Origin of the sequence: Marinifilum caeruleilacunae (genome assembly GCF_013141825.1) — a bacterium.
Taxonomy (GTDB): Bacteria; Bacteroidota; Bacteroidia; order Bacteroidales; family Marinifilaceae; genus Marinifilum; species Marinifilum caeruleilacunae.
Genome location: NZ_RZNH01000005.1, coordinates 86485 through 111119, shown reverse-complemented (window position 1 = coordinate 111119; position 24635 = coordinate 86485). Strand labels below are relative to the sequence as shown.

Annotated in this window: 21 protein-coding genes; 11 read left to right on the top strand and 10 right to left on the bottom strand. The window is 37.9% G+C overall.

Annotation, left to right across the window (positions count from 1 at the left end):
• Window positions 1-116: 116 nt before the first annotated feature.
• Together ELS83_RS05155 and ELS83_RS05150 are read left to right on the top strand one after the other, a co-directional pair.
• A complete protein-coding gene (locus ELS83_RS05155) occupies window positions 117-995 on the top strand; it encodes an aldose 1-epimerase family protein (RefSeq protein WP_171594461.1) in 879 nt (292 codons plus the stop codon).
• Between the two features lie 157 nt (window positions 996-1152).
• Window positions 1153-2679, top strand: coding sequence for a PLP-dependent transferase (locus ELS83_RS05150; RefSeq protein WP_171594460.1), 1527 nt, complete (start codon window positions 1153-1155; stop codon window positions 2677-2679).
• A 22-nt stretch (window positions 2680-2701) separates the two neighbouring features.
• Here ELS83_RS05150 and ELS83_RS05145 read toward each other — a convergent pair whose 3' ends face one another.
• Complete coding sequence (locus ELS83_RS05145) at window positions 2702-3781, bottom strand: alkene reductase (RefSeq protein ID WP_171594459.1); 1080 nt, start codon at window positions 3779-3781, stop codon at window positions 2702-2704.
• Window positions 3782-3965: 184 nt separating this feature from the next.
• Here ELS83_RS05145 and ELS83_RS05140 point away from each other — a divergent pair, with 184 nt between their 5' ends.
• The 6 genes from ELS83_RS05140 to ELS83_RS05115 all read left to right on the top strand — a co-directional run bounded on the left by ELS83_RS05140 (window position 3966) and on the right by ELS83_RS05115 (window position 10808).
• The gene (locus ELS83_RS05140; RefSeq protein ID WP_171594458.1) at window positions 3966-5786 is read left to right on the top strand and encodes a peptidase U32 family protein; all 1821 of its coding nucleotides are present in this window, start codon (window positions 3966-3968) and stop codon (window positions 5784-5786) included.
• Between the two features lie 48 nt (window positions 5787-5834).
• A complete protein-coding gene (locus ELS83_RS05135) occupies window positions 5835-6482 on the top strand; it encodes an AlbA family DNA-binding domain-containing protein (RefSeq protein WP_171594457.1) in 648 nt (215 codons plus the stop codon).
• 427 nt (window positions 6483-6909) lie between these two features.
• Entirely contained in the window at window positions 6910-7575 is a 666-nt protein-coding gene (locus ELS83_RS05130) for a TatD family hydrolase (RefSeq protein ID WP_171594456.1), read from the top strand.
• 4 nt (window positions 7576-7579) lie between these two features.
• Window positions 7580-8299 (top strand): tRNA threonylcarbamoyladenosine dehydratase, encoded by a 720-nt coding sequence (locus tag ELS83_RS05125; RefSeq protein WP_171594455.1) that lies wholly within the window; start codon window positions 7580-7582, stop codon window positions 8297-8299.
• Between the two features lie 18 nt (window positions 8300-8317).
• A complete protein-coding gene (locus tag ELS83_RS05120) occupies window positions 8318-8824 on the top strand; it encodes a methylated-DNA--[protein]-cysteine S-methyltransferase (RefSeq protein WP_216616385.1) in 507 nt (168 codons plus the stop codon).
• Window positions 8825-9011: 187 nt separating this feature from the next.
• On the top strand, window positions 9012-10808 hold the full coding sequence (locus ELS83_RS05115; protein ID WP_171594454.1) for a hypothetical protein: 1797 nt from the start codon (window positions 9012-9014) through the stop codon (window positions 10806-10808).
• A gap of 500 nt (window positions 10809-11308) precedes the next feature.
• Here the strand turns inward: ELS83_RS05115 and ELS83_RS05110 are convergent, their stop codons facing one another.
• From ELS83_RS05110 to ELS83_RS05100, 3 genes are all read right to left on the bottom strand, one after another.
• Complete coding sequence (locus ELS83_RS05110) at window positions 11309-12643, bottom strand: citrate (Si)-synthase (RefSeq protein ID WP_171594453.1); 1335 nt, start codon at window positions 12641-12643, stop codon at window positions 11309-11311.
• 68 nt (window positions 12644-12711) lie between these two features.
• Window positions 12712-14976 (bottom strand): aconitate hydratase, encoded by a 2265-nt coding sequence (locus ELS83_RS05105; protein ID WP_171594452.1) that lies wholly within the window; start codon window positions 14974-14976, stop codon window positions 12712-12714.
• Window positions 14977-15341: 365 nt separating this feature from the next.
• Window positions 15342-15848, bottom strand: a complete 507-nt coding sequence (locus ELS83_RS05100; protein ID WP_171594451.1) for a metallophosphoesterase family protein — start codon at window positions 15846-15848, stop codon at window positions 15342-15344.
• A gap of 209 nt (window positions 15849-16057) precedes the next feature.
• Here ELS83_RS05100 and ELS83_RS05095 point away from each other — a divergent pair, with 209 nt between their 5' ends.
• Window positions 16058-17632, top strand: coding sequence for a peptide chain release factor 3 (locus tag ELS83_RS05095; RefSeq protein ID WP_171594450.1), 1575 nt, complete (start codon window positions 16058-16060; stop codon window positions 17630-17632).
• Between the two features lie 12 nt (window positions 17633-17644).
• Complete coding sequence (locus tag ELS83_RS05090) at window positions 17645-18019, top strand: thioesterase family protein (protein ID WP_171594449.1); 375 nt, start codon at window positions 17645-17647, stop codon at window positions 18017-18019.
• Window positions 18020-18096: 77 nt separating this feature from the next.
• On the opposite strand, the gene ELS83_RS05085 is transcribed toward ELS83_RS05090, so the two are convergent.
• From ELS83_RS05085 to ELS83_RS05075, 3 genes are all read right to left on the bottom strand, one after another.
• The gene (locus ELS83_RS05085; RefSeq protein ID WP_171594448.1) at window positions 18097-19338 is read right to left on the bottom strand and encodes a DUF438 domain-containing protein; all 1242 of its coding nucleotides are present in this window, start codon (window positions 19336-19338) and stop codon (window positions 18097-18099) included.
• 66 nt (window positions 19339-19404) lie between these two features.
• On the bottom strand, window positions 19405-20412 hold the full coding sequence (locus ELS83_RS05080) for a glycosyltransferase family protein (RefSeq protein ID WP_171594447.1): 1008 nt from the start codon (window positions 20410-20412) through the stop codon (window positions 19405-19407).
• A gap of 63 nt (window positions 20413-20475) precedes the next feature.
• Complete coding sequence (locus ELS83_RS05075; RefSeq protein ID WP_171594446.1) at window positions 20476-21342, bottom strand: UDP-2,3-diacylglucosamine diphosphatase; 867 nt, start codon at window positions 21340-21342, stop codon at window positions 20476-20478.
• A gap of 274 nt (window positions 21343-21616) precedes the next feature.
• Between ELS83_RS05075 and ELS83_RS05070 the strand changes: the two genes are divergently transcribed.
• A complete protein-coding gene (locus ELS83_RS05070; RefSeq protein WP_171594445.1) occupies window positions 21617-22765 on the top strand; it encodes a hypothetical protein in 1149 nt (382 codons plus the stop codon).
• Window positions 22766-22803: 38 nt separating this feature from the next.
• Here the strand turns inward: ELS83_RS05070 and sigZ are convergent, their stop codons facing one another.
• The 3 genes from sigZ to ELS83_RS05055 form a co-directional block, all read right to left on the bottom strand.
• Window positions 22804-23355 (bottom strand): RNA polymerase sigma factor SigZ, encoded by a 552-nt coding sequence (gene sigZ / locus ELS83_RS05065; protein ID WP_171594444.1) that lies wholly within the window; start codon window positions 23353-23355, stop codon window positions 22804-22806.
• A gap of 179 nt (window positions 23356-23534) precedes the next feature.
• Window positions 23535-23789, bottom strand: a complete 255-nt coding sequence (locus tag ELS83_RS05060; RefSeq protein WP_171594443.1) for a hypothetical protein — start codon at window positions 23787-23789, stop codon at window positions 23535-23537.
• Between the two features lie 116 nt (window positions 23790-23905).
• Window positions 23906-24622 (bottom strand): RDD family protein, encoded by a 717-nt coding sequence (locus ELS83_RS05055; RefSeq protein ID WP_171594442.1) that lies wholly within the window; start codon window positions 24620-24622, stop codon window positions 23906-23908.
• Between the last annotated feature and the right edge of the window lie 13 nt (window positions 24623-24635).

Genomic DNA, 24635 nt, shown 5'->3' with positions numbered 1-24635 from the left:
TCTAGTCCACGATAGCTATCGGGATTTTGCATCCTTTTTCATCAATGGAAAAAGGATGAGCCTTTGCGGCTTGAGCAATTAAAGAAAAAAGAATTACCATTAAAAACTGATCTTAAATGAAATATACAATCCAAAATGATCACCTAAAAGTTACAGTTCTGGAAAAAGGAGCAGAACTTTGCAGCATAGAATCCATGCTAAATGGAAGTGAATACATTTGGCAGGCAAATCCTGATATTTGGGGTAGCCACGCTCCTAACCTATTCCCAATTATTGGTTGTTTAAAGGACAATGCTTTTATCCATGAAGGAAAAGAATACGCCATGCCGAAACATGGTTTTATTCGCAACAATACCGATGTAAAACTCTTTGAACAGAAAGAAGATCGCCTGATATTTATACTGCAATCGAACGAGAACACCAGGAAAGTTTATCCATTTGAATTTGAGTTTAAGATCCATTTCATACTCGCAGGCAATAAACTAAAATTAGTTCATGAAATAAGCAATACTGGCGAAGGTGAAATGCTATTCAACCTTGGTGGACATCCTGCATTCAACTGTCAATTGCATGAGGGAGAAGATTACACTGACTATTATCTGGAATTTGACCAAAAGGAAACTCTAAACACCTGGAACTTATCAGATGGTGGCTTAATCGCTTCAGAAGGCAAACAGATTCTAAACGATTCGAAAATCATTAAGCTCCACCCAGAAATCTTTGCCAATGATGCACTAATATTAAAGAATTTAAAATCCTCATCAGTCAGTTTAAAATGTAAAAAATCAGATTTTGAACTGAAGGTAAAATTCGATGGATTTCCATACCTGGGATTATGGGCCAAAGCACATGCGCCATATGTATGCATTGAACCTTGGATAGGAATTGCAGATCGCGCCGATACGAATCGGGAATTTTCAAGTAAAGAATTATTGCAAAGGCTAAGTCCTCAGGATACTTTCACTGCTGAATATTCCATCGAGATAAACCATTAAACTGAAGAGCCTTAACCGGCTCTTTTTTTATGGGACAAATTTACTATTGGATGTTGAATGGTGATATTTTTCACTCTCCTTTTAAGATTTACACATCTTTTATTATTTTTAATCCATTGATCCATACATAACAAAAACTAAGGACTGGAGAAAAACTATGAAGCAGAACATCTATGGAAATATCGAATGTGGCAAGTCAATTCCACCGGATAACATTCATGCCATATCGGTTAGTTTACCACGAATCTCTGATGTTATATCCTACGAGGAAAATCAAAACAATTGGCGGGAATGCATGGAATCGGGTTATCCAAGGTTTTTTCAGCATCCTTTGGAAGTCAAAGCCATCAAACTGTTTCGTTCTCATTTTTCCATTCCCCTTCAGCAGGAAATTGTCCTGCTTCCAAATGCCATTGCCAAAAATGAAATGATTCAAAACTGTAAGCTGATAGATTTTAAAGAGTACTCGCTGGGAAATCTCTTTGCTGTCGCGATAAACAAGAATAAAGTTGATGAAGTGAAGGCATTTGTTCAGCACACCGGCTACAAAAGTTTTACTCGCCAGCTGGAACAGTTTCTGTACGATCATTCGGAGCTGTCTGAGTTAAGCCCTGAAGTCAGCTTTCGCATTGAGCCCGAAAATCACATCAAAAAGGTGGTTCGGGAGTCATTCGAAATCTCAAAATCAGATGCAGTTTACCTCTTTTCCTGTGGTATGAATGCCATATATTCACTCTTTCGATCATTGCAAAAGGTTCAAGCTTCTCGCAATGCACCCATTTTTATTCAGTTTGGATGGTTGTACACCGATACCATGCAAATTTTATCAAAATATGCTGATGAAAAATTCGAAATAGTATCTGTATTTGATACCGAATCGTTACTAAAATATGTGGGCCAAAATAACGGACAAATTGCAGCCATATTTACTGAAATGCCCACAAATCCGATTTTAAATACGCCCGATCTTCCCCTGATCTATGAAAAATTAAGAAAACTGGATATTCCTTTGGTGGTTGATGGTACCATTGGAACTTGTATCAACTTAAACTACCTGGCTCACTGCGATTATGCGGTGGAGAGTCTCACAAAGTTTGCCTCAGGAATGGCAGATGTGATGTCTGGAGTAGTTGTTCCCAACCCTTTATCGAAGTGGGTCAATCGAAATAATTTGGATCTTTTAGCTTTTCAGAATCCAATGTATATCAAAGATGCGGAACGACTGGCATTTGAGATTAATGGATTCAAAGAGCGAGTGGAACGCATCAGAAGCAATACAGTTCAGTTGGCGTTGTATTTCGAAACCCACCCTTTAATTTCAAAGGTTAATTGGTCGCACAATGCCACTAACAAGGCCAACTATACAAAACTTGAGAAAAAAGAAGAAAATTATGCTGGTCTGATCTCCATCGAATTCAATACTGGTATAGAAGCATTTTACGATGCACTGGAGTTAGCAAAAGGTCCGAGTTTAGGAACTGAGTTTACATTGGTGATGCCTTATTTTTACCTTGCTCATTATGACTTGATAAGCACAAGTGAAGGACGACAGTTTTTACAGGAGAAAAATATCAATTGGAAAATGATTCGAATTTCGGTTGGCATAGAGCCCATTGAAGAACTCATTCAAACTTTTGACAAGGCGCTAAAGCAATTAAAAGAAAAAGCAGCGTCAAATTCATGACGCTGCCTCCTTATATCTCTGATTATAAAGAAGGATAATCGGTATATCCCACTTCATTGCCACCATAAAATGTATCCTGCTTGGCAGTATTGAGCTCTGCATTCAATTCAAATCTCTTTTCAAGATCAGGATTGGCCAGGTACGGAACGCCGTAGGAAACCAGTTCTGTTTTCTCATCAGCAATGGCCAGGTTACCCGAATCTTTTGTAAAACCACCATTGGCCATTCTTACTCCGCTGTACAAGTCTCCGTAAACATCTATTACATTCGGTATTAATTGCGGATGTTCATCGATTGGCATCAGCGGTTCAATCAAATGCAAATAGGCCAGTTCGTAGGCATTTAATTTCTCAATCACATAAGTGAATATGCTCATTGGGTTAGAGTCACCCATATCGTTAAACAAACCGCTGGGCGATAATCGAATACCAATTCTATTCTTTGGCCAAACTTCATTCACAGCATCAAGCACTTCAAAAAGGAAGCGAGCACGGTTCTCAACACTCCCACCATATTCATCATCTCGCTGATTGGTTCTGTCGACCAGGAACTGATCAATTAAATAACCATTGGCTGCATGTAATTCGATGCCATCGAAACCTGCATCTTTGGCATTTTGAGCTGCTTGCTTGTAATCATTCACAATTGCCTTGATTTCAATATTTTCCAATGCCCTTGGCTTGACAAAGTCTTTCAGCCCCTCATAAGTGAAGGCTTGTCCGGCCGGTTGAATGGCCGATGGAGCCACAGGCAAATCTCCTCCATGAAAATCGGGATGAGAAATTCTTCCCACATGCCAAAGCTGGATAAAGATTTTTCCACCTTGATCATGAACCGCGTTGGTGATTAATTTCCATCCATCAACTTGCTGCGAGGTATGAATTCCTGGAGTAGCCGGGTATCCCATTCCTTGCGGAGATATTTGGCTGGCTTCGGTAATGATAAGACCTGCACCAGAGCGCTGCTTGTAGTACTCCGCCATTAAAGGTGTTGGCACATTACCTTCACCGGCCCTGTTCCTGGTCATTGGAGCCATTACCATTCTGTTTTTCAGCTGTAAATCTCCCATAGAGAAATTGCTGAGCAATGTATTTTTAGTCATATTCTTTTATTATTTTTATTTATACAAGATATAAATAAGAACGATGCGTCTGAAAAAAGTTTTCTTAAAAAATCCTTAAAATGAATTTCTAAGAGAAGTATTTTACTAGAAGAAACAAATAAGCATGAAGATTGTTGAGCGCTTTCAACATTGCTTTGTATCTTCGTTTGAAATTAGCGAAACAATGAAGAAAATTGAACTATTGGCTCCTGCAAAAAACCTGGAAACAGGAATTGCTGCAATTAATTATGGAGCCGATGCCGTATATATAGGAGCACCGAAGTTTGGTGCACGATCTGCTGCCGGGAATACTTTGGAAGATATTGGTAAACTGATTGAGTATGCACACCAATACTGGGCCAAGGTATTTATTACCATGAATACCATTCTGTACGACCACGAATTAAAAGAGGCAGAACAACTGATTCATAAATTGTATGATTTGGGGGCCGATGCTTTGATTGTTCAGGATATGGGAATATTGGAAATGGATCTGCCACCAATCGAACTGCATGCCAGCACACAAACTCACAATTACGATTTGGACAGAATTCAGTTTCTGGAAAAAGTTGGTTTCAAGAGAATTATCCTGGCAAGAGAGCTATCACTTGAAGAGATTAAAAATATTAGAAAACACACCAATGTAGAACTGGAGTATTTTGTGCACGGGGCACTTTGTGTTTCATTAAGCGGACAGTGTTACTTTTCGCATGCCATTGGTGGACGTTCGGCCAATCGTGGTGAATGCAGCCAGGCTTGTCGCATGAGATATGATTTGGTAGACGAGGAAGGAAAAGTAATTGCCAAAGACAAACACCTGCTTTCCTTAAAAGATTTGAATCTGTCGGATCACCTGGAAGAGATTGTTGATGCTGGTATTTGTTCTTTAAAAATAGAAGGACGTTTAAAAGACAGTTCATACCTAAAAAATGTAACGAACTACTACCGCAAATCTTTAGATCGAATCTTTTATAAGAAAAGAGAATTCGAAGCTGCCTCATCTGGCTCAGTAAAGCCGGGTTTTAAAGCCGATCCTGAGATTACATTCAACCGAGGCTATACCTCCTATTTCTTCACTGGAAGAATTCCGGAGATTGCGAATTTCTATACGCCAAAATCTATGGGGAAAGAAATTGGCAAAATCAGGGAAGTTAAAAAGGACCATATTGTTGTAGATAGCAAATTCAAACTGCACAATGGAGATGGGCTTTGCTTCTTCAATAAGAACAAGTTATTAAAAGGATTTCAGGTAAATGGTGTACAAGGGAATAAGGTATTCCCTAATGATATGAGTATGCTGCAAAAAGGAGTTGCTCTTTTTCGTAATAACGATCATGAGTTTGCGAAGCTTTTGAAAAAAGATAAATCAATTAGAAAGATTGGTGTAGAGTTCTTTCTGGATATTTTCGATGGAGGCCTGAATCTTACGGCAATAGATGAAGATGAAATGTCTGCAAGCATTCAAATTAATGAGCACTTCGAGGCTGCTAAAAATGAAGAACTTGCTTTCAATAACATTCAAAAACAGCTTCAGAAAAGTGGCGATTCCATTTATGAAATCAATCAGGTTGATATCAATACAGAGCAGGTTCCATTTATACAGGCAAAAGTATTGAATGATTTGCGCAGACAATGCCTGGAACAATTGACTCAAACCAGGATAGAAACTTCAAAAGTAGAAGAAAGCAGACCATTGATTGCACATCCTCCATATCCTGCAAAGCAACTTTCATATATGGGTAATGTGGTAAACTGCAAGGCAGAAGAATTTTATCACAAATGTGGGGTTGAAAAAATTGAGAAAGGCTTTGAGCTGCAAAAAAATCATTCAGGAAAAGCCATCATGACCACCAAACATTGTTTACGACATGAATTTGGGATGTGCCATAAGGAAACCAAAACTGGTAAGAAGCAAAATCAGGCACTATTTTTGGTGGATAATAGAAACCGCTACAGGCTGGAATTTAACTGTCAACGTTGCGAAATGAAAATTATTTTCGGATAATTTTCGAATAGAGATAAGAGATATTACGAACCGTTAAAGTTTTTGATTATGGTTCACTATATAGAAAAACTGATTCGTGAAGGAGAGCATCAGCAGCAGGATTTTAAATTCTGCATTACCGATTCACGAAAAATTGCCAAATCGTTATCGGCTTTTGCCAATACCGATGGTGGCAGACTGCTGATTGGTGTGAAAGACAATGGTAAAATTGCGGGAGCGCAGGTAAATGAGGAGTTCCATATGATTCAAGCCGCTGCCGAAATGTACTCCAAACCAAAAATCGAATTTGAGAGTAAGGTGTGGACAGTGAATGGAAAAAATGTACTGGAAATCACCATTCAGCCCTCAGAGGATATGCCCCACTATGCCCAAAGTGAAGATGGGAAATGGCTGGCCTATTTGCGCAAAGATGATGAAAACAAACTGGCCAATAGAATTCTTCTGGAGGTTTGGAAACGCAAATCGAAACCTACCGGAACATATTTGGTTTACACCGAAACTGAGAAAATGCTCCTGGATTACCTAAAAAATAATGAGAGTATTAGCCTGAATCAATTTTTCAAACTGGCAAAAATTAGCCGATATAAAGCCGAAAGAATTCTTGTAAAACTAATTTGTTGGGAAGTTTTGGAACCCAAGTTTGAAGAGACGGGCACAACTTATATGCTAAAACAAGTAGAAAGCAATACATTTTAGTACGATTACACAAAAGGGCATAAAAAAACCGCATTAATTATTGGGATTTTAAACTCCTGTACGACAGGATTTGAGTGCCTGCTTGGTCAAGTTTCCCCTGTGCCGAAGCAACCCGAAGGTTGGGGCCTGCTTTTGCAAGCATGTTGCTTTCTCGGTATGTGATAACTGTTGAGTTTAACAATCGCTAATTAATGCGGAATGCTTTTATCTTCTATGTAAAGAACGTTCTGTTTCTATTTGCAAAGTAAACAAGAATCTGCCATTAAGCAAGGGTTTCAGTGTTTTTTTCAAATAATTTTGACGAAATTTCATCTTTGTTATTTCCAAGATTCGAGATATGAAACGATTATAAAAAGAAAGATTTGCAAAGCCAAACATAGAAATTTGGCTTACCATTCAATATTCGTATTTTTGGGCTTATTAAATCATGCTAATGTCATCAATTCCTTACATAGATATTCATACACACCAGTTAATTGCTGATCAGGAAATCATTTCTGTACTTAATATTGATACAAATGATTCTCAAGCGAACTTAAAAGCAGATCAAGCTTTTTCGATAGGTATTCATCCCTGGGATATTGAAAAGTTACAATTTGATTCGGCAAAGAAACATCTTGAAGAATGCATCTCAAATGTAAATCCTTCTGCCATAGGTGAAATTGGTCTTGACAAAGCAATTACAACTCCTATGGATATACAGGAAAAAGTATTTCTCGATCAGCTTCAGGCAGCAATGATTCTACAAAAACCAGTGATTATACATTGTGTTAAAGCACATGAGGAAATCCTGAGAATCAAAAAAAATCATGACACGGGAACTTCCTGGATATTTCATGGCTTTAATAAAAACTTACAGCTAGCCGAAACATTCCTGAAGCATGGATTTTACCTTACGTTTGGAGAAGCCCTACTTCGAAATGAAAAACTTCAAAGGGTGTTTGAACAGCTTCCGCTGGATAAAATCTTCCTGGAAACCGATGATAAAGAAATATCCGTAAAGGAAATTTATACAAAGGCTGCAACAATAAAAAAAATTGAAATTGAAGCATTGAAAAAGCAAATGCTATTAAACTATATTAAGTGTTTTTAAGATTATGAGTGAAGAATGGTTGAGCAGAACCCATTTGTTAATGGGCAGTGAGAAACTTGAAAAACTAAAAAATTCACATGTACTGGTAGTTGGTTTGGGTGGTGTTGGTGCCTATGCAGCAGAGCAGATTTGCAGAGCCGGAGTTGGAAAAATGACCATTGTGGATGGAGATACAATTGATACATCGAATATAAACAGGCAATTGCCGGCTACAACATCTAATGTAAATAAAGACAAAGCGGAAATCATGGGTGCTCGACTTTTGGATATCAATCCTAATATGGAACTAAGAATTCTGAATGAATACCTGAAAGACGAAAGAATGATTGAAGTCCTGAAAGAGGATGATTACGATTATGTGGTGGATGCAATTGACACCTTGGCGCCAAAAATATTTTTAATCTATCACAGCCTGCAAAATAACCTGAAAATCGTAAGCGCTATGGGTGCAGGAGGAAAAATGGACCCAAGTAAAATTCAGATTGCCGATATCTCTAAATCTTACAATTGCAAATTGGCACGTATGCTTCGTAAACGCCTACATAAATTGGGCGTGTACAAAGGTGTACAGGTTGTTTTCTCGCCTGAAGATGTATCGAAAGATGCCGTAATTTTGGATGAGAGCAGAAATAAAAAATCGAATGTAGGCACCATATCTTATATGCCTCCACTCTTTGGATGTTTTATCTCATCTGTTGTAATTAAAGGCTTAACGAGCAATTAATATTCTTAAATTTCGCGCATGTTGTATTACGATATTATCTCCTCTCCTATTGGTAAACTTCTGCTTCTGACAAGCGATAAAGGCTTAAAGAAGATTTTGTTTGAAGAACATATTGACCTGGAAAACATTTCGGATGATTGGCAGCAGGAAGCATCGAAACTGGTACAGGTTAAAACTCAACTCAACGAATACTTTGAGAAGAAACGGACAAGCTTCAGCTTGAATCTGGACCCCGATGGAACCGTTTTTCAAAAACAGATCTGGAAGCAATTGGAACAAATCCCATTTGGAGAGTTGAGATCGTACCAGGACATTGCAAACAAGATTGAGAAACCAAATGCATGCAGGGCAGTTGGAATGGCCAATTCCAAAAATCCCATTCCAATTGTTGTGCCATGTCACAGGGTAATTGGTAAAAACGGAAAACTGACAGGCTATGCAGGCGGTTTAGAAAACAAAGCAATACTGCTTCGTATCGAAGGAATCGATCAGGAGAATAAATCCCAGCAATTCCAACTATTTTAGAGTTTAATTATTTTTTTGAAAAACACCAGATTAATCCTTATTCAACTTTTATCAATCCAGACTTTAATATAAAGCAAATTCTCTAGAATTGTCTTTGATTTGATGGCTATTTGATCTAACTTGCCACACGATAAAAAAATCAATCTATTGCATTGATATAGTATCATTAAATCAATAAAAACAATTCATGAGTAAAATTTTAGGACATAGTTTCCACATTCCTGTTATGGGGACAGGATTTACAGTGGATACGCCTGTTAAAGTGGCTCATTTGGGAATTTCTTCAGTGGTATCGATTGTAGATGATGTTCTCGTTGAAAAAATGCGGGAAATGTACTGTAAGAAGTTAAGCCTTCCTTTTAAGCCCATTACAGAAAAGACCAAAGATTTTCGTGCAGAAAGAATTACATCTTATCTGAATTTATTAGATAATTTGGTGAAGGAGAAGTTTGAAAATCTTAAAGAATCCATTCAGGATAAAGGAAAAGAGATTGAAGAATACCTTGAATTGCTTCCAGACTTTTCGGAAGTAAAGAAAGAGTTTAAAGAAAAATTTGCTGACAATCCTTATGTGAAAGAAGCAAAAGAATGGTTAAGCAATAACCTTCCTCTTGGGTCGATTGATGTAAATATCATGACCAAATTAGACAAGGGAAACCAATACGAAGGTGAAGATTTACCAGTTGAATTCAATGATGCCCATGCAGCTCTTCGCGGATTTGCGATGAGTAACCTGGAGAGCTCCATGGTCCTTTCAGCAGGAATGAACCCACGTTTGTATGGCTACCTTGAGCAGTTCGATGATTTCTATCCGGATGAAAACGGATACATCAAGAAAAAAATCGTTCTGAAAGTAAGCGATTACAGATCGGCTTTAATTCAGGGACGTTTTCTTGCCAAAAAAGGAATCTGGATTTCGGAGTATCGAATTGAATCTGGACTAAACTGTGGTGGACATGCATTTGCCACCGATGGTTTTCTTATGGGTCCAATTCTGCAGGAATTCAAAGAAAAAAGAGATGAACTAAGAGACAGTCTGAATCCTATTCTGTTAGATTCGCTAAAAGAAAAAGGAAAGATAGTTCCTTCTGAACCTCTAAGCATTAAGGTTACAGCCCAGGGTGGTGTTGGCACAGCAGAAGAGCACGAGTTCCTGATGCAACAGTACAACCTGGACTCCATTGGTTGGGGATCACCATTCCTGATGGTTCCTGAAGCTTGTGATGTGGATGAAAAAACACTCTCATTGCTTGAGAAAGCTGATGAAGAAGATCTATCCTTAAGTCATGCCTCTCCGCTTGGTGTTCGTTTTAACAATTTGAACAGCAATACCCGAGATGCCGATGTATGGGATCGATTAAAACAAAACAAACCTGGTAGTCCGTGCACAAAACGCTACATGATAGCAAACACGGAGTTCACGAAAGAACCGATTTGTACCGCATCTCGTCAGTATCAAAAATTGAAACTGGCTCATTTAAGAGAGCAGAACCTTCCAAAAGAGGAACTTGAAAAAGAGATCAACCTTTTACTTCAAAAAACTTGTTTGTGTAAGGGCTTGTCGACAGCATCCTATTTGGTAAATGATATTGATACGAAAAAAGATGGTGATGGCGTATCGATTTGTCCGGGGCCAAACCTTGCATACTTTACCAAAAAGGTGAAACTTAAGGAGATGATTGATCATATTTACAATCGTACCAATTTAATTGAGCGCAAGGACAGACCTCACATGTTTATTAAAGAATTGAATTTGTATTACGATTACCTGAAAGAACAGGTATCTGATATTAAGAATCCAATTCCGAAGCAAATCAAATCGCTGGAAGGGTTTAAGAAAAATCTTCTAAGTGGTGTAGATTACTACAAAGGTCTTTCGCAAAAGTTTTCAGACAAGTACCAGGATATGAAAAACCAGGTGTCACAAGATCTGGAAAAGCTCGAAACAGAGATTAAAAGTGTTCTGATTAAAACAGAATCATAAATAACAGAAAGCCAATCGATAAAGATTGGCTTTTTTCTTACCCCCATCCTAGCATACTAAACTTTTAATGTTTTTATGTGAGATATGGCGTAAAATACCCATTGCTTTTTGAGTATATAAACACTGCAGTTTGGGTAAATCCAATCTATTTTCCCATGATAAAAGAAGCCATATTTGTAATGTGAAAGGGAAATCACAATAACAGCCATACAATTATTGTGAGAGTGAAGAGAGTGTAGTTTAATTTTCAACTGCGAATATACTTCAGATCCTACGTAGTTTAGGTAAAGGGTTAGAGTTTAGTAGGATTTGAAGTATTTTTCCCATTCCATTTAAAAAGTATTTATTGGAACTTTTCCATATTGTTAGTTTTTGCTTCGAAACTGTAAAAAAGTTGTCACCAGACTTTTTTACAGTTTCTTTTTATATACATCCTTCTGCAAACAAAAAAAGCTGAAATCGAATACTCGAAATCAGCTTTCTTTAATCATTATAATCGTTTAACTTTTTTCAGCTTCCACTACTTCTTTTTTAATGCCTGCAATTTTTTCAAGCATATCAGTAGTAATCGATTTTGGTCTTTCAAGCGGGTAACCTAAAGCTCTGTCCCAAATAATATTGGCACAAATACCAATTGCTCGTCCAATTCCAAACAATACCGTATAAAAGTCGTATTCTGTTACTCCATAATGCCATTGGATTACACCCGATTGTGCATCGACATTTGGCCAAGGATTCTTCGCCTTACCATGCTCTTTCAAAATTGGTGGTACAACATTATACAACAAATCGGCATATTTAAAAATTGGATCATCTGGTAAATTTTTCAAACTAAACTCACGCTGAAGCATGTAACGAGGATCTGTTTTACGAAGTACCGCATGACCGAAACCAGGAATCACCTGACCTGAATTAAGCGTATCCCAAACGAATTGTTTCATCTCATCTTCGGTTGGTACTTTATTACCCATTTTGTCCATTACATCCTGCAACCATCTTAGCACTTCCTGGTTGGCCAATCCATGTAATGGTCCAGCCAAACCGTTAATCATTGCTGAGATCGACAAATAGATATCAGACAGCGAACTTGCCACCAAATGCCCTGTATGTGCACTTACATTACCACTTTCGTGATCACTGTGAATGATAAAATGCAACCTAGAAACATCATCGTAAGGCTTGTCGATTCCCATCATATGAGCGAAATTACCACCCATATCCAAATTTGGATTCGATTGAATTCTTGGTCCCTGACGGTAAAGCTTATTGTAAATGTAAGAAGCAATCTCTGGCAATTTTGCCAAAAGGTTCAAAGCATCCTCATAAGTAGCTTCCCAATAGTCTTTCTTATTCAATCCAGCATGATATTGTCGATTGAAAACCGATTCGCGATTCAAAGTAAGAATAGCGGTCGAGAAAATGGCCATTGGATGGCTACAACATGGGAAAGAATCAATTACCTCGTATACATATCTTGGTACAATTCTTCTCTTGCTAAATTCGTCAACCACTTGCATTACCTCTTCCTGGTTTGGAAAATCTCCAGTTAAAAGCAGGTAAAACAATCCCTCAACATAAGGCATACTTCCGCCTTTAGGTTTTGGTAAGCTATCAATTACTTCTCCCAATGTATATCCTCTGTATCTAATTCCTTCTTCAGGGTCCAGATAAGAAATATCAGTAACAAGTGATTTCAATCCCCTCATTCCTCCAATCACCTGGGATACGGTTACATTATCTACAACCACATCTCCATACTCTTTTAACAGGCGTTTTGTCCTTGGTCTGTGTTCTTCAATCTTTTCAGACAAAGTTTGTTTTAATGTTTTCTTCATATAGTCTAAACTTTAGAGTTGGAACCAAGCGGGGTGATTGATTCCAGGGTTACGCAATGTTTATTGTTTTAGTTGTTCTGTTTTCTGATCAAATTCAAAGCACTTCCAGCTTTAAACCATTCTATCTGTACATCATTATAAGAATGGTTAGCCACAATATTATCTGTACTACCATCTTCATGAGTCACAACAAGATTCAATGGTTTTCCAGGAGTAAATTCGGTTAAACCGATAATATCAACCTGGTCTTTCTCCTGAATTTTATCGTAATCAGCCTTATCGGCAAATGTTAAAGCCAACATTCCTTGTTTTTTCAGATTAGTTTCATGGATTCGGGCAAATGATCTTACAATCACTGCCTTTACTCCTAAGTGACGTGGCTCCATTGCTGCGTGCTCTCTTGATGATCCTTCCCCATAGTTTTCATCACCAACAACGATAGATCCAATTCCTTCGGCTTTTAATGCTCGTGCTGTTGCAGGCACTTCATTGTATTCACCGTTTACAGGATTAAAAATAGAATTGGTCTCTTCGTTAAAGTAATTAACAGCTCCAATCAGCATATTGTTCGAAATGTTGTCCAAATGTCCACGGAATCTTAACCAAGGTCCTGCCATCGAAATGTGGTCGGTAGTACATTTTCCTTTGGCTTTAATTAAAAGCTTTAGGCCTTTGTAATCTTTACCATTCCATTCTCCAAATGGAGCAAGTAACTGAAGGCGTTCCGAGTCTGATTTTACATCAACAGTCACCTCAGAACCATTAGCCTGAGGAGCCAGGTAACCCGAATCCTTCATGTCGAAACCATTTGGTGGGAATTCCAATCCTGTTGGTTCGTCTAACATGACCTCCACTCCATCTTCGTTAATTAATTTATCGGTCATTGGATTGAAACACAAATCACCAGCAATGGCCATAGCTGTTACCAATTCTGGAGAAGCTACAAATCCATGTGTATTTGGATTTCCATCGTTACGCTTGGCAAAATTTCTGTTGAAAGAGGTAATAATTGAGTTCTTTCTTGTTGGATCATCGGTGTGGCGTTTCCATTGACCTATACAAGGGCCACAAGCGTTCGCCATAATCACACCTCCAATATCTTCAAACTCTTTCAGGATTCCATCTCTTTCGGTTGTATATCTTACCAGCTCCGAACCAGGTGTTACCACAAATTCTGCTTTAACTTTCAGGTTTTTATCTTTTGCCTGCTTGGCTAGTGATGCAGCTCTCGATAAATCTTCGTAAGATGAATTGGTACAAGATCCAATCAAACCAACTTCCAAAGTCTGAGGATAATCGTTCTCCTTAACAGCTTTTGCAAAACTTGATAATTCGTGAGCCAAATCAGGCGTAAACGGACCATTAATATATGGCTGAATCTCCGAAAGGTTAATTTCGATTAACTGATCGTAGTATTTTTCAGGATTTTGATACACCTCTTCATCCGATCTCAGGTAGTCCATAACCTCATCGGCCAAATCGGCAACCTGTGCACGTTCGGTATGACGTAAATAGTTGCTCATGTTCTGGTCGTAACCAAAAATTGAAGTTGTCGCTCCAATCTCAGCACCCATATTACAAATGGTTCCTTTACCTGTACATGACATGGCATCGGCACCTTCGCCAAAATACTCAACAATGGCACCTGTTCCACCTTTTACTGTTAGAATACCTGCTACTTTCAGAATTACATCTTTTGGAGAAACCCAACCACTTAACTTACCAGTAAGTTTTACCCCAATCAATTTAGGCATTTTCAGTTCCCAGGGCATTCCGGCCATTACATCTACTGCATCGGCTCCACCAACTCCAATGGCTACCATACCCAAACCACCTGCATTTACAGTGTGCGAATCGGTACCAATCATCATCCCGCCAGGGAATGCATAATTTTCCAATACCACCTGGTGAATAATACCTGCTCCTGGTTTCCAGAAACCAATACCATATTTATTCGATACTGATTCAAGGAAGTTGTATACTTCATTATTTTGATCTTTGGCTTCTGCCAAATCTTTTTCTGCGCCAATTGATGCCTGAATCAAGTGATCGCAATGAACCGTAGAAGGAACAGCTACTTTTGCCTTACCTGCATTCATAAACTGAAGCAAAGCCATTTGAGCAGTAGCATCCTGCATTGCAACTCGATCTGGTGCAAAATTCACATAATCTTCTCCTCGATTAAACTTCTCTCCTTTTTCTTCAACAGAAAGGTGAGAGTACAATATTTTTTCACTCAAAGTAAGAGGTTTGCCAAGAACTTTTCTGGCATGGTTTACCCTTTCGGGCATCTTCTCGTAAACAGATTTTATTAAGTCAAAATCAAACAGCATGTCAATTGAATTTTTGATTAATTTTTATTTCAAATTTTGGTCTTTTAGCATCGGAAGCAGGAAAATCCAGAAATGCGGATTAGTATTTTCGGATTTCCCGATCTTTTTATATGTATTTTTAATACATATCCTCGAATGCTGATATTTCTAAATCTCAATATTTTAGCATCTCTCAGAAACAATAAGAGACTGTTAAATACAGTCAAATTTAGATATCTAAATATAACAAAAACTTGGTATTTTAAAAAGATGACGGCGAATTTCTTGTTTAAGAAAAATGAAATTTTCCACCTTTGGCACAATTTTAGTACACCAAGAAAATTCCCCCTTAATAAATCTGATTTTCAGGTTTTGGATTTTATCCTTTAGATGGATCTTCCCTTTGATCCAAATTCGACCACCTGAAGGTCTTTAATTTCCTTACCATCGATCTGAAATTTCACAAGTGTCTGTACCTTATGAAATCCCTGTAATCCGGCTGCGCCAGGATTAATATGCAGTAAGTTTAATTCCTTATCATACACGACTTTTAAAATGTGAGAGTGTCCTGAGATAAAAAGTGCAGGTGGATTCCTAAAAATTTCGGGCTTCACATTGCCATCATACCTTTTCGGATATCCTCCTATGTGCGTGATCCATACATCAACCTCTTCACAAAAAAATCGTTGGTGTTTCGAATAGATCGAACGAACATCTTGTCCATCAATATTGCCATGGACGGCAAGCAGAGGTGCGATTTGAGCAAGACGATCTGCAGTTTCGATATTTCCGATATCACCAGCATGCCAAATTTCATCACAGTCTTTTAAATGTTTTAAGGCTACCTCGTCGAGGTGGCCATGTGTATCAGAAAGTAATCCGATCCTTTTCATGCAACTGTATTTTTAAAATTTGGAAGCGTGAAGATAAGAAAAAGATTCAATTTTCTGGAGTCAAGAAATATGCTGCAAAACTACTTCATTGCCTTGCTTAACGATTTAGAAGATAAAATCGAGTTTTAAGCATCATTTGTGACATAAGTTATCGGTTTAAATTATTACTTTTGCAAGCTAAATTTTAGAAAGTAAATTCAATTCTATAAATGGGGTTCAAAGAAGAGATTAAAAGACGCCGAACGTTCGGAATTATTTCACACCCGGATGCTGGTAAAACGACATTGACAGAGAAATTGCTACTTTTTGGTGGTGCAATTCATGTTGCCGGAGCAGTGAAATCGAACAAGATTAAGAAGACGGCAACGTCTGACTTTATGGAAATCGAGCGACAGAGAGGGATTTCGGTTGCTACATCGGTAATGGGATTTGAATACAAAGGACATAAAATCAACATCCTTGATACACCAGGTCACCAGGATTTTGCCGAAGATACCTACCGTACTTTAACTGCATGCGATAGTGTAATTATTGTAATTGACGTTGCCAAAGGGGTTGAGGCACAAACCAGGAAATTAATGAAGGTTTGTAGAATGCGTAAAACTCCAGTTATCGTATTCATTAACAAAATGGACCGCCTGGGTAAGGATGCTTTTGATTTGCTTGATGAAATTGAAAAAGAACTACAACTAAGCGTGAATCCTTTAAGCTGGCCAATTAATATGGGGCCTGACTTTAAGGGTGTTTACAATATCTATCACAAGAATTTAAGCTTGTTTACACCAGCCACTCAAACTGTGGAAGAAAGTATCGACTTTGATGACATCTCCAATCCGAAATTGGAAGAGTACATTGGAGAAGATGCCGAGGTACTTCGAGAAGAGTTGGATTTGGTATCGGGAGTTTATCCTGAATTTGATGTTCAGGATTACCTGGATGCGAAAATTGCACCAGTATTCTTTGGTTCTGCCTTGAATAATTTTGGTGTACGTGAACTTCTGGATGTATTTATTAAGGTTGCTCCATCTCCACTGCCATGTCAGACGGTTGAAAGAGTGATTGAACCTGAAGAAGAAAAATTCTCTGGTTTTGTGTTTAAAATCCATGCAAATATGGATCCAAACCACCGAGACAGAATTGCCTTTGTGAAGATTGTTTCGGGAACCTTTAAAAGAAACAAACCATATCTGCATGTTAGAAATGGCAAAAAATTGAAATTCTCGAGCCCAACAGCATTTATGGCTGAGAAAAAATCAATTGTTGAAGAAGCCTTCCCAGGCGATATTATTGGTTTGCACGATACGGGTAACTTCAAAATTGGTGATACCTTAACCGAGGGAGAAAAAATCAATTTCAAAGGGATTCCTAGCTTCTCTCCCGAGCTGTTTAAATACATTGAGAATGCCGATCCGATGAAATCCAAACAATTGGCAAAAGGAATCGACCAGTTAATGGATGAAGGTGTTGCACAGTTATTTGTTTCTCAGTTCAATGGTAGAAAGGTTATCGGAACTGTTGGTGCACTTCAGTTCGAAGTGATCGAGTATCGTTTGCTACACGAGTACAGTGCATCCTGTCGTTGGGAACCAATACAACTGCACAAAGCATGTTGGATTAAAACTGAGGATGAAGAACAGTTGAAAGAATTCAAGAAGGCAAAATATCAGTACATGGCTAAAGACAAACATGGCAGAGATGTTTTCCTTGCCGATTCGGGCTACATGCTACAGATGGCACAATCGAACTACCCGAACCTGGAATTCCATTTTACATCAGAATTTTAAATAAAAAAACAGATGGCTTTACAAGAAGGATTAACTGCCACACAAGAGATGATTGTTGGCGAAAAAAATACAGCAAAATATCACGGATCTGGTAAATTAGACGTTTACGCAACGCCTGCAATGGTTGCCTTTATGGAAGGAACTGCAGTAGCGTGCATCGATGCCGATCTTGAAGAAGGAATGGATTCGGTAGGAATTCAAATTGACACCAAACACATTAAAGCAAGCAAGCTTGGTGCAAAAATAACATGCACTGCCAAATTGGTTAAAGTGGATGGTAAAAAATTGAGTTTCGAAATCGAAGCTGCTGACGAAGAGGGAACCATTGGCTCTGCTTTTCACATTCGCTACATTATCGATCCGGTAAAATTTATGAGCAGATTGTAAAATCACATTCAATAAAATACATAAAGCCCTGGTTGATTCTCTTCCAGGGCTTTCTATTTGATCCAATATAAATCTTTTTACTCCATCAACCTCTTCTCTCCTTCCAGTTTTTTCAGGTCGGTTAAATCCTGGCTCACTTCAATACAACCTTTATAATTTCCCTCATCATCGCGCAAAGCGAAATATTGAATTAGGATGAACCTTCCTTGCATTTGAATCCAGAAAGGTTCGCTATCTTTTGCTCCGGATTTAAAAGCTTTCAGCAGTTCATCAACAATATGAACACTTTCGGGTGGATGACAATTCTGAACTGTTCTGCCAATAATTGCTTTGGAACGGGTAAAGAATCGATCTTTCGGGTTGGAAAAGAATCTAACGCGGTCGTTTTCATCAATCATGGTAATATCAACCGGAAGATGGTTTAGAAGCATCATCGCCTGATCTAAAGTCATTAGTCCGGTATCAAAATTCAGTAATGTATTGCCCAATTGGCTTGCATCGAGCTCTTCTCCTTCGAATGTAAATGAATTGGATGTCTTTCCCTTTTGCTTGTGCGAAAAAACCGGAGGATCGATAAAACTAAAGCCAACTTCGACACTTTGCTTATTCATTTCATCCCACATATCGGATGAAACAGCATTCAATGCCACAGGAAATAATAGGTATTCTTCCCTGAAAATAATGGTATACATCAGAAAGAACAGATCTCCTATTAACTTGTTAATCCGTTTTAAATCGGATTGATTGGAATCAAGAGCCAGCAATAATTCTTTACGAATGCGCCTGATATCATCGTGAATGGACCACATTACACCCAAACATTTGTACTCTGGATACTGATTTTCGAAATAAGGAAAGAAGATGTTCTCTTTTCGGGAATAGTGTTTATCGAATTCTGCAAACTCTTCAATTTTATCACGAATTGCCAGCAAATCTTTCTTTAGTTCCTCTTCATTCTGAGCTTTGTTAAATGACTTGACCAATGGCTTGATAGATACCAGTCGTTTTTCCAACTCACGATTTTCCCTCATTAAAATTCCCAGAAAATGATTGGCTTCCAATCCTGGTTTTTCATGAGCCATAATGGCATTGTGAAAGACATTCAAGGATTTGTTGATGCCTATTTTTAACGCATCCATTGACAAATCTTCCTCAACCAATCTGTGAACCACCTGGATAATATCATTGGGACACAAATGATCAATCGCTTCCTGGTGAGTGGCGATTAGATCTTTACCATTTTCCCCATTAATCAGGTCAAGACAGAATTGAAAAAGCGAATCAATGCGAGCTGCATTGTTATTAATAAATTCAGACATAATGTTGTTTTCTAGTGATCAGATTAAAATACAACAATTGCCCATGAACAACAAGTCTGAACTAAATTAGTCGGGCTTTTGCTGACCCGTATAATGGTGCATTAAAAATTCGATCACCGACCTGGCATTGTCCGGATAGTTTACTTTATCCATTGTTTTACCACCATTGATCCACTCCTTAATTTTTGCCGGACCATCTGCCTCCAAATCTTCGATAACCGGAATCCCTAATTCCTTTAATGCATGCGCATTACAAACTTGTTCGAACTGATTTTTCATTGGAATCACGGCTAGCTTCTTGCCAAGGAACAAACTTTCGGCTGGTGTTTCAAATCCTGCACCGCAAAGTACACCTGCACAATCTTTTAAACCTTTAATAAAAGCCTCTCCGTTTACCGGATTGATTTCTACATTTTCTGAAATGTATTTGCTTTTGCTGTGTTTCGAAAATACCACCCATTTACAATTTGGAAAATGCGAGAGCACCGAAATCAATTTCTCATCGGAATATGCCGGCAAATAAACAAGATAATACCCATTGTTTTCAGGCTCCAATAATCGAATTTCTCTCCTGATTACCGGTGTAAACATATTGTGTCCGTACTCCTTAAAGTGAAAACTTACATTGTGATTGCAAGGCGCATAGTTTTTCAACACCTGGTAACCCAGGAATTCAATTTTTTCAGGCATTGGTGTTCTCGAGTTTAGCATGGCCGATTGGTGGCTCAAACCCAAACAAAATACTTTTCTGAGCTTGCAGGCCCATGAAGTAACAGGCTCGAAATCGCTAATCACCAGATCGTAATCTTCAACAGGCAAAGTTCTGATATCCCTGATAAAACGAATTACATTAAATTTCCTGATGGTTTTCCAAATATCAATGCCACCATTTTTACCAAAGAAAAATCCCAGACCTTGCTTTTTGTATTTAACAGGATGGTGAAATTCCAAATCGTGATGTAAGCCAGATATTAAAATATCCACTTCGGCTTCTTTCTGAAAGTGAGGTATTAATTCTATGGCACGGCTTAAATGGCCGTTTCCCGTTCCTTGAATTCCGTATAAAATCTTCATTAATAATTTTCAATCAATTCTTAGTTTCTAATCATTTTGCCATTTTAACAAGTCTATCCCTTATTAAACCGAAAGTGTTTTTTCAGACATCGATGTAAAATCCACAAGCATTTCTTTGAAGATTTTTTCACTATCGTCCAGCTTATAACTTTCAAGGTCTGGCTCTACCGTTTTGGCATTCTGATCCTGGTGATATTCATAAATACTCCACTCACCCTTATGATACTCCAAAGCACTTAAACTTTCGATCCAATCACCAGAATTCAGGTAGCATGTCGAACCATTTTTGGATTTAATTTCTTTGTATTCAGGATGATGAATATGGCCGCAAACCACATAATCGTAACCTTTATCAATAGCAATTTCGGCAGCTGTTTGCTCAAAACTATTGATGTATTTTACTGCTGATTTTACACTATTTTTAATCTTACGAGATAGAGAAACTTTTTCTCGTCCCATTAGTTTTGCAAAGTAATTCACCACAGAATTAATCATGATTAGCAAATCGTAACCTATCGATCCCAATTTGGTTAGCCATTTTGCATATTGCATGGTAACATCAAATACGTCGCCATGAAATATCCAGGCTTTTTTTCCATTCAGATTTAAAATCAGTTTATTCACAATTTGTAGCTTACCCAGCGAAAATCCCTCAAATTTCCTCAAAAGTTCATCATGATTTCCTGTAACGTAATAAACCGGAACACCTTTCGATAAGAGAGATGTAATATGTTTGATGATTCGCATGTGAGATTTCGGCCAATATCTTTTCTTAAATTGCCAAATATCAACAATATCACCATTCAGTATTAGTTTTTTAGGTTGTATTGAATTGAGGTATTTCAACAGCTCTTCGGCCCTGCATCCTATTGTTCCCAGATGAATATCGGATAATACTACAACTTCAACCTTTCGTTTGTTTTTTGCCATAAGTTATCAACTTGATTATAAGCAAAAGTAGGCCAGGCTTGTTAAGTTATTTCACAGGCAAGTTTACGAAATGATAAAATGTATTTTATATGGAGTTAAGAAATTGTAATCATCCACAATCGAATGTTAAGATTTGATTACAGAAAATGCCAATGAAAAAAGTGGCTCGCTATTTGTTTAAGTTTTCTAAACAAAATTGGCAAATAAATAGAAACAATCTTATGGCATTGTCGTAGTACTAGTCTAAATTTGCCTTTGATAAAAACCACCAAACATGAAAAAAACTTTACACTACATTTTATTGATACTTGTTGTTAGCTTATCGGCTTGTAGTTCGGGCGAGAAAGCCTTGCAACAAGGAAATTATTTTACAGCTGTAAGCAAAGCGGTTGACAGATTAAGATCAAATCCTGATAAAGTAAAGGCACAGGAAACCTTACTTTCGAGCTATCCTTTGGCTGTACAATGGTACGAGCGAGAAATTAACAACTTACAAGCTTCGGCCGATCCTTTTAAAAACACAAAGTCGGTAGATAAATACCAATTGCTAAATCGCATGTACAATGATATTAACAGGTGTCCGGCAGCGATTCGCTTGATTCCTAACCCTAAATCATATCAGTATGAATTAGAAGAGGCAAAACGCATGGCAGCACCCGAATGTTACCAGGCAGGACTACTTGCAATGGAAAAAGGGGGTCGACAAGATGGGATCAATGCATACAATCATTTTCAGAAAGCCAATGCTTTTGTACCCAACTATAAGGATGTGCAACACAAATTGGAAGAGGCTGAATTCATGGCTACACTGAAGGTAATCATCGAACACATCCCTGTAAATTCTCAGAAATACAAATTAAGTTCTGAATTCTTTCAGGATCAGGTTACGCAATACCTTTTTCACAATATTAAGAGACGATTTGTTCGATTCTACACACCCAAACAAGCCGAACTGGAAAAACTTGAATATCCCGATCATATCATTTCAATGGGATTTGAAGATTTTGTTGTTGGAGAAACCCACGACACCAATTACGAGAAAGAAGTAGTTAGTGCCGATAGTGTTGAGGTAGGAAGCACCACTCTAAAAACCGGAGAGAAAATTAAGGTATACAATAAGGTAAAAGCCAAATTACACATCCACAAAAGAGAAGTAATTTCGAAAGGTTTACTTTCCTTGAAAGTCATTGAGTTTGGCAATCAAAAAATTATCAACGATAAGCATTTTGGAGGCCAGTTCAACTGGTTTCACGAATGGGGACATTTTAACGGTGACGAGAGAGCCTTAAGCAAAGAAGAGTTGGAAATTTGCGAACATGAGCCAATTCTTCCGCCACCGCACCAGGATATGTTTGTTGAGTTTACCAAACCAATTTACACCGACCTGACACAGGAACTCAGACGATTCTATAACAGATATTAATATCTACAAAAGCCATTAGTTCTATAGCTAATGGCTTTTTAATTTTCCCTGCAATTGTCGCAACTAGATACCTTCTTTTCATAGTCGATAATGCGGCCTTTTGAGTCTTTTTCGAAACTACAGCACTGGCTCAATGCCTCTTTTAGCATGCTACGGCCACGCTGCACTCTCGATTTGGCCGCCGAGTATGAAATTTGAAGTTTTTCGGAAAGTTCTTTCTGACTTAATCCATTGAGTTCACTCAATAATAGGGCATCGCGGTAATCGTCGGGCAGTGATTTTATCATAGGTACAATACAAGACTGAATATCCGCCATTGCCTCGGCATTGTTCTCATCTTCCAAATCCAGGTTCTGAGTATCAAAACCTTCATTTTTATTCGATTTTCGATAATAATCGATAATGGTATTCCTGGTAATCTGGAACAGCCAGGCTTTTATCTTTTTGCCTTCCTGTAAACTGTCAATCTTGCTGTGAATCTTGATAAATACCTCTTGCAGGATATCTTCGGCCAAGACAGGATCGGACACTCTTTTCTGAATAAAAGAAAGCAGTTGTTTGTGATATGTTCTCCAGATGCGCTCTACCATTAACCTTAAATTAAACTAATGAGAGCAAAAATAAAAATTTTAAATCAATTATCTGTATTCGTTCTAAATAAAAAACCATCTACCTATTGCTACTTGTGCGAAGCAATAAATAAATGGTCTTGTGAAAATTAATTAGTAGTGGTTATCCTGAATAGATAATGCAAATATATTTCAGTTGTTTAGCAGCCGCAGCCCTCACCGCAACCGCATGCTTCAACCACATATTTCATGTCTTTGAAACGATCTTCAAATGCATCTTCTTGTTTGCTTTCCGGAGGACATTGACATGGTCCAAGTCCTTGGCATGCACAATCTTTCAACGGCTTCTCTTCTGGTGCATTCATTACCTGGTTTACCAATTCGGCATTCACCTCATCTTCGTTACAACATACTCCTGTATGATACAATTGTGATCCGCAACATTCATTATTCATAGTCTTGCTTTTTCTTTTTCAACATTAATTTTTAATCTCAACTGTGTAGACGCAGAAATAGAAAAATGGACGCAAAAAAAATCGACAAAAAATTAATTTTGCCGATTTGAACTGATTTATATGTTTTTATGCAGAAAGTTAAAATCATCGATTAAGGTTTGGAAGAACTGCTCAGGTGGCATTTCTGTTTTAATGCCCAACTGTTGCATCACCTTCCCTCTTGCCTTTAAGCCAAAGGTTAATTTCTCTACATGATCATCCATGGTTTTCAGCTGCTGAATCACTTTCTTGAAAAGCTCAACATCCTTATCCACAATTTTTCGTGATTCGGGAAATACCAATTGGTAGTTGTCTGGAACCTCAGATAAAATTGTATGAGTAAGTTTTACGGTGTGGTTGGTTTTCACAACGGTTGTTTTCGCCAAAATATCTCCAATACGCTGACCTTTTTCACCAATAACAATGGTTAGTATTGCAGCCACTCCATTGGTTAAACTGATATCCACCAATCGAAACATCCAACGAATTAAATAGTGCCAAAAGGCAGGAGAGTCGCCATCTACTCTACAAACTTTTATTTTCATGATTCGTTTTCCTGGTGTTTGACCGTTCATAAAAGTTTCGAACACCAGGGTATAAACTAATATGGGAATCGTCAGGAGTAAAATGAATACGTAAGGTTCGCCCAATACAGCAAAGATCATAAAAATAAACATTGCAAAAACTCCCATAAATAAACTATCCAGAAGATAGGCTGCGATTCTTTCACCAACACTTGCAAGTGGGAAGTTTAACTGTACATTTTGTGTGGTTTCAATTCCTATTTTTGACATTCTTAGTTCTGTT

Excerpts from the sequence above, each read along its gene's own strand:
- ELS83_RS05155 (WP_171594461.1), top strand. The coding sequence starts at position 117 with ATGAAATATACAATCCAAAATGATCACCTAAAAGTTACAGTTCTGGAA.
- ELS83_RS05150 (WP_171594460.1), top strand. The coding sequence starts at position 1,153 with ATGAAGCAGAACATCTATGGAAATATCGAATGTGGCAAGTCAATTCCA.
- ELS83_RS05145 (WP_171594459.1), bottom strand. The coding sequence starts at position 3,781 with ATGACTAAAAATACATTGCTCAGCAATTTCTCTATGGGAGATTTACAG.
- ELS83_RS05140 (WP_171594458.1), top strand. The coding sequence starts at position 3,966 with ATGAAGAAAATTGAACTATTGGCTCCTGCAAAAAACCTGGAAACAGGA.
- ELS83_RS05135 (WP_171594457.1), top strand. The coding sequence starts at position 5,835 with ATGGTTCACTATATAGAAAAACTGATTCGTGAAGGAGAGCATCAGCAG.
- ELS83_RS05130 (WP_171594456.1), top strand. The coding sequence starts at position 6,910 with ATGCTAATGTCATCAATTCCTTACATAGATATTCATACACACCAGTTA.
- ELS83_RS05125 (WP_171594455.1), top strand. The coding sequence starts at position 7,580 with ATGAGTGAAGAATGGTTGAGCAGAACCCATTTGTTAATGGGCAGTGAG.
- ELS83_RS05120 (WP_216616385.1), top strand. The coding sequence starts at position 8,318 with ATGTTGTATTACGATATTATCTCCTCTCCTATTGGTAAACTTCTGCTT.
- ELS83_RS05115 (WP_171594454.1), top strand. The coding sequence starts at position 9,012 with ATGAGTAAAATTTTAGGACATAGTTTCCACATTCCTGTTATGGGGACA.
- ELS83_RS05110 (WP_171594453.1), bottom strand. The coding sequence starts at position 12,643 with ATGAAGAAAACATTAAAACAAACTTTGTCTGAAAAGATTGAAGAACAC.
- ELS83_RS05105 (WP_171594452.1), bottom strand. The coding sequence starts at position 14,976 with ATGCTGTTTGATTTTGACTTAATAAAATCTGTTTACGAGAAGATGCCC.
- ELS83_RS05100 (WP_171594451.1), bottom strand. The coding sequence starts at position 15,848 with ATGAAAAGGATCGGATTACTTTCTGATACACATGGCCACCTCGACGAG.
- ELS83_RS05095 (WP_171594450.1), top strand. The coding sequence starts at position 16,058 with ATGGGGTTCAAAGAAGAGATTAAAAGACGCCGAACGTTCGGAATTATT.
- ELS83_RS05090 (WP_171594449.1), top strand. The coding sequence starts at position 17,645 with ATGGCTTTACAAGAAGGATTAACTGCCACACAAGAGATGATTGTTGGC.
- ELS83_RS05085 (WP_171594448.1), bottom strand. The coding sequence starts at position 19,338 with ATGTCTGAATTTATTAATAACAATGCAGCTCGCATTGATTCGCTTTTT.
- ELS83_RS05080 (WP_171594447.1), bottom strand. The coding sequence starts at position 20,412 with ATGAAGATTTTATACGGAATTCAAGGAACGGGAAACGGCCATTTAAGC.
- ELS83_RS05075 (WP_171594446.1), bottom strand. The coding sequence starts at position 21,342 with ATGGCAAAAAACAAACGAAAGGTTGAAGTTGTAGTATTATCCGATATT.
- ELS83_RS05070 (WP_171594445.1), top strand. The coding sequence starts at position 21,617 with ATGAAAAAAACTTTACACTACATTTTATTGATACTTGTTGTTAGCTTA.
- sigZ (WP_171594444.1), bottom strand. The coding sequence starts at position 23,355 with ATGGTAGAGCGCATCTGGAGAACATATCACAAACAACTGCTTTCTTTT.
- ELS83_RS05060 (WP_171594443.1), bottom strand. The coding sequence starts at position 23,789 with ATGAATAATGAATGTTGCGGATCACAATTGTATCATACAGGAGTATGT.
- ELS83_RS05055 (WP_171594442.1), bottom strand. The coding sequence starts at position 24,622 with ATGTCAAAAATAGGAATTGAAACCACACAAAATGTACAGTTAAACTTC.